Below are 4,464 nucleotides of genomic sequence, written 5' to 3'. Positions count from 1 at the left end.
CTTGTCGTGGGGGTGGTGGGGAGAACGGGGCTGCTCTTCGTTTTCCGGCACAAGAACACCTTCTTCCAGATGTAATTATATCATATTTTTGAGGCAGGACGATAGTTTGCGGAAAACCGGTAACGTCCCGGTTTTGCCGGGCTGAAACACGCTAGACCCTGGGGCAGTAGAAGCCGCAGGCCTGCTTTTCCGGCCGAACCTTCGCCACAGCTTTGGTCAGGGCTTCTTTACCGGCCAGCCAGATAAAATCTTGGACCTGGAGTTCCACTGGCACCCGGCGTTCCCCGGTAAGATAGAGGTCCAGGGTGGCCAGACACACCAACCGCGTCTCTTCCCGGCCTATGATTGGGACGCAAAAGAGGCATCCCTGGCAGGTAGCCGTTGCCCGGTCTCTAATCCCGGGCAATATTAAACGATGGCCCTCGTATAAGGCGTTAGCCCCGCGCATAGAGGACACCTGCCTGAGTTAAGGATGCCGCCCGGTGGATGACCCTTTCCCCGTAGCGGTTTTTTAACCGGTCGCAAGCCCGGTCCAGGCGGGCCTGTTTTTCCACCCGGCCGAAAAGGTCTTCCTGGCGTGCCGCTGACGGTACCAGGCCGGCCAGGCTCACCCCCACCAGCCGCACCGGGCGGCCGGGGGACCAGCAGCGGTGGAGGAGCTGCCGGGCCGCCGCGTAGATATCGGCAGCCGTATCGGTATAATAGGGCAGGGTGTGAGAACGTCCTACCCAGTTAAACTCGGCGTCTTTAAGGCTGATGCTCACCGTGCGGCCCAGGTAATTTCCCAGGCGCGCCCGTCGGGCCACCAGCTCGGAAAGCTTCAGTAAAACCACTTCAATCTCTTCAAAGCTGTAGTAGTCCCTGGGCAGGGTAATCTGGTGGCCGACGGATTTAACTCTATCCAGGGAGTGCGGGTCCACCGGGCTGTAGTCGACGCCATTAGCGCACTGGTGCAAAATACGGCCCACGACGCCGAAGCGCCGGATCAGCGCCTCGGCGGGAAACCGGGCCAGGCCGCCGATGGTATAGATGCCCAGTTTGGCCAGGTATGCCTCCACCCGGGGCCGACGCCGAAAAGCTCCTTAACCGGCAGGGGCCACATCTTTTTAGAGACATCCGGGTAATCCAGGAGCGTCAGGCCGTCGGGCTAAGATGCTGGAAAAGGTACTGGTAGGAAAGGGCTACATAAACCTGGATAGGCATTTAGAAGGCGACGGGGTTTTGGTAGTGAACAGCGCGAAGGAGCGGTTAGGAAAGTTGGGAGACGTTTTCGGGCAGTTTGTAATGAGGCATTTGCAGAGCGCGGTATTCAGGCGGCATGGTAACGAGATGAGGCGGCCTTACCACGTGCTTTACGTGGACGAGTTTCCAAGGTACGTAAACTCTGACTTTGAGGGGCTTTTTGCGATAGGGCGGTCTTTCAGGTGCACAGCAGCTTTAATAAATATTTTTCAAGGAGAGTTCCTATAGCAGATTCATTATGCTAAACTTATCATGGCTCCGAAATAACTCCTGCAAATGCGGGCGGGTATTTGTCTGCAGCGAAGATCCCAGAGCAAGCCCATACAGGGCCTACAAGCACAGGTTTTTTAAGGGAGGGCCCATTTTGAAAAATAAAGCTGCTGCCGTTATTGCTTTAGTCCTGCTACTGTCATTGCCCTTTACCTATACCCAAATATCTTCCCATTTGAACCGGAGTCCGGCTGCCACCACAACCGCTAGCAGTGATACAGCGCACCAGCTTGGCCCTGTCCAATCGGCATCCGTTACTCCCCCTCAAACCGGGCAGACGCAGCTGGTTGGTGTGCAGTCCAATAAAGTTTACTACCAGAATAAGGTCGTAGTCCTTATTTATCACCATATTGATGCTAAAGAAGAAGCGGGATTAGTTATCTCTCCAGAACGTTTTGCCAGCGAGTTAGATATGCTCCTATCCCGGGGATACCACGTTATTAGCCTGGACCAGCTGCACGATTTCTTAAAAGGCGGTTCAGTACCCGATAACGCCGTTCTCATCACTTTTGACGACGGTTATGAGAGTATTCACCAATATGCCCTGCCAGAATTACAGAAAAGGCATATGCCTGCTGTAGCCTTTGCCATTGTTAAGTACGTAGGTCAAAAGCTGGGCAACCTCCAGCATTATGACTGGGATGCAGCCAGGGAGATGGCCACCGCCAGTTTGACCACCCAGTCCCACACCTATAATCTCCATAACTTCGGCTTCCTGGCTGATGGCAAAAACGGGCCCCTTCTCAACGGCCCCCTCAAAGGCCAGAGTTTAAGTGACTATAGAAACATGGTCTACCTGGACCTGAAACGCTCCCGGGAAGAGATAGAAAGCCAACTGCAGCAGCCGGTCTATGCCCTAGCCCTGCCCTTCGGCGCCGCCGGACCGACGGCCATCCAGGCCGCCGTCGATGCTGGATTCAAACTTATCTTTACTACCCGTTATGGGTCTGTTACCCGCCGGAGTAACCCTCTAGCCTTGCCCCGGGTAAACGCCGGCGGCCCGGAAATAACACCGGACAGATTGGATGCCCTTATTAAAGCCGTTGCCGGGGTAAACAGCCACTCCCAGGAGCAACTGAAGCAGCCCCAGAACCATCACCTGATAGTGGCCAGCAAGAAAGCGAAACGGATTTAGAAAACTGTAGGAGGTTAAAAACAGCGCAAGGAATTGCAATCTCATGTTCCGCAAAAAGAAGGATATTTCTTTCCGGATTTCACCTTTCAAACTGCTTTATACGACCTTTCTTTTCCTCGGTGCTGCTGCTGTGGCGGGATATCTGGCCCAGGGAAAGGCAATCTGGCAAACCCTCCGGCAGGGGGAGTGGTGGTGGTTGGCTTGTGCCTTTTCCTTACAACTAGCCTTTTTTGTGAATCAAAGCGCTCTATATGCGGCTGCCTACCGGGTGGTTGGCCTTAGGGAAGGGATAGGGCACCTCTTTTTGCTGGTCATGGCTTCTGCTTTTGTGGCCGCCGTTGCCCCCGGGGGAACCCTTTCCGGGACAGGATTAATGATTTATGACGCCCGGCGCAAGGAGTTGGATGTGGCCCGGGCCATACTGGCTAATTTTATTTTTTTCCTTTGCGATTACCTTGCCTTTCTAATAGTATTGTTCCTGGGCCTTCTTTATCTCTTCCTTCAGGGCAACCTGCAAAGGTATGAGCTGGTAGCTACCGCCATCTTACTGGCTTTAGTTTTACTTCTGGCTTCAGCATTATTCATTGTCGCCTTGAGACCGGAAATTTTTTTAAGAATTAGCTGCCAGATGGCTCTGCTAGCCGGGCGTTTACCCCTTGGGAAAGCAGGCCAAAACTGGGATGAAAAAATAGAAGCCTTCCTAAGCAGTCTTTCTACTACATTGAAAAATATCAGCTGGAGTCGTCCTGCCATGTTGCGGGCGGCCGGCCATGCTCTGTTGATGGAAGCAATTGGATTGCTCCAGCTCCAGGCCCTTTTCCTGGCCTTTCATCAGAACCCTGGTTTAGGCCGCTTAATTACTGGTTATGCAGTGGGTGTACTTTTCATGATTGTTTCCATTACACCCCAGGGCGTTGGTCTCATGGAGGGAGCCATGACCGCCGCTTACACCTCGCTGGGGATTCCCCTGGACCAGGCCGTCCTGGTCACCTTTATCTACCGTATCTTCAGCCTTTGGCTACCCATGCTGGGCGGTTTTATCTTTTTTAACTGGGTGCTGGCGCGGTGGTAAGAAAATGGTTACTTTGCCGCCACACTTTGGCCGCCTTTGGAGTAGGCTTGATAGGGGTAGCAAACATATTATCGGCCTGGCTCGTTTATCACCCGGCCCGTGTCGGGTGGCTGCGCCACTACCTGCCATGGGTAGTCCTCCGGGGAAGCTGGCTCAGCAGTGTCGTGGCCGGAAGTGTCCAGCTTTTTCTCTCCTGGAGCCTGGGCCGCCGGAAAAGGCAGGCCTGGTTAATCACCGTGGCCATGCTCCTAGTATCCACAGGTTCCAACCTGCTGCGGGGGCTCCACTACGGCCAGGCAGCCATCAACTTCGGCCTCTTACTGGTATTGCTGGCCCTAAGATCCGAGTTTACCGCCGCCAGTGACCCGCCTTCAGTGCGCCATGGTCTGGTAATTTTTGCCGGCAGTACCCTTTTTACTTGCTTATACGGCCTTTTAGGTTTTTACCTGTTGGATAAACATTTCCACCAGCATTTTAGTATCTTTGAGGCCTCGCGCCAGACAATAGCTTTTTTAACCTGGCTCAGTACGCCGGAGTTGGAGCGGCCCAATCGCCTGGCCAGGTGGTTTTTAGATTCCCTGGGGATTATCCAGATAGGAGGATTAGTTTACGGGCTGAGCATGGTGCTGCGCCCGGTGGTTTACCGCCGTACTGTCCTGTTAGCGGAACGGAAAAGGGCGGCAGCAATCGTTCAAAAATACGGCCGCTCCTCCCTGGTCCACCTGACTCTACTGCCGGACAAAGT

5 protein-coding genes and 1 pseudogene are annotated in these 4,464 nt (G+C 54.0%); 4 read left to right on the top strand and 2 right to left on the bottom strand.

Annotated features, from left to right (window positions below; all coding sequences use genetic code 11):
• Positions 1 to 151: 151 nt before the first annotated feature.
• Positions 152 to 448: a hypothetical protein gene (locus SDD30_RS17060; RefSeq protein WP_434076133.1), complete on the bottom strand. Its 297-nt coding sequence runs from the start codon at positions 446 to 448 to the stop codon at positions 152 to 154.
• The gene (locus SDD30_RS17055) at positions 435 to 1,058 is read right to left on the bottom strand and encodes a DinB/UmuC family translesion DNA polymerase (protein WP_434076132.1); all 624 of its coding nucleotides are present in this window, start codon (positions 1,056 to 1,058) and stop codon (positions 435 to 437) included. Before SDD30_RS17055 ends, SDD30_RS17060 begins: the two co-directional genes overlap by 14 nt.
• 94 nt (positions 1,059 to 1,152) lie before the next feature.
• Here SDD30_RS17055 and SDD30_RS17050 point away from each other — a divergent pair, with 94 nt between their 5' ends.
• The 4 genes and pseudogenes from SDD30_RS17050 to SDD30_RS17035 all read left to right on the top strand — a co-directional run.
• A complete protein-coding gene (locus SDD30_RS17050) occupies positions 1,153 to 1,470 on the top strand; it encodes a hypothetical protein (RefSeq protein ID WP_434076131.1) in 318 nt (105 codons plus the stop codon).
• Positions 1,471 to 1,804: 334 nt separating this feature from the next.
• Positions 1,805 to 2,647, top strand: coding sequence for a polysaccharide deacetylase family protein (locus SDD30_RS17045; RefSeq protein WP_434076130.1), 843 nt, complete (start codon positions 1,805 to 1,807; stop codon positions 2,645 to 2,647).
• A gap of 43 nt (positions 2,648 to 2,690) precedes the next feature.
• A complete protein-coding gene (locus SDD30_RS17040) occupies positions 2,691 to 3,719 on the top strand; it encodes a lysylphosphatidylglycerol synthase transmembrane domain-containing protein (protein WP_434076129.1) in 1,029 nt (342 codons plus the stop codon).
• A pseudogene (locus tag SDD30_RS17035) lies at positions 3,713 to 4,464 on the top strand (hypothetical protein); the annotation flags it as partial. The gene SDD30_RS17040 and the pseudogene SDD30_RS17035, both read left to right, overlap by 7 nt.

The sequence above is a fragment of the Moorella naiadis (nom. illeg.) genome, assembly GCF_051020825.1.
GTDB classification, from domain to species: domain Bacteria; phylum Bacillota; class DSM-521; order Neomoorellales; family Neomoorellaceae; genus Neomoorella; species Neomoorella naiadis.
Note: the sequence above shows the minus strand (reverse complement) of the source record. Positions and strands in the feature narration are given on the sequence as shown.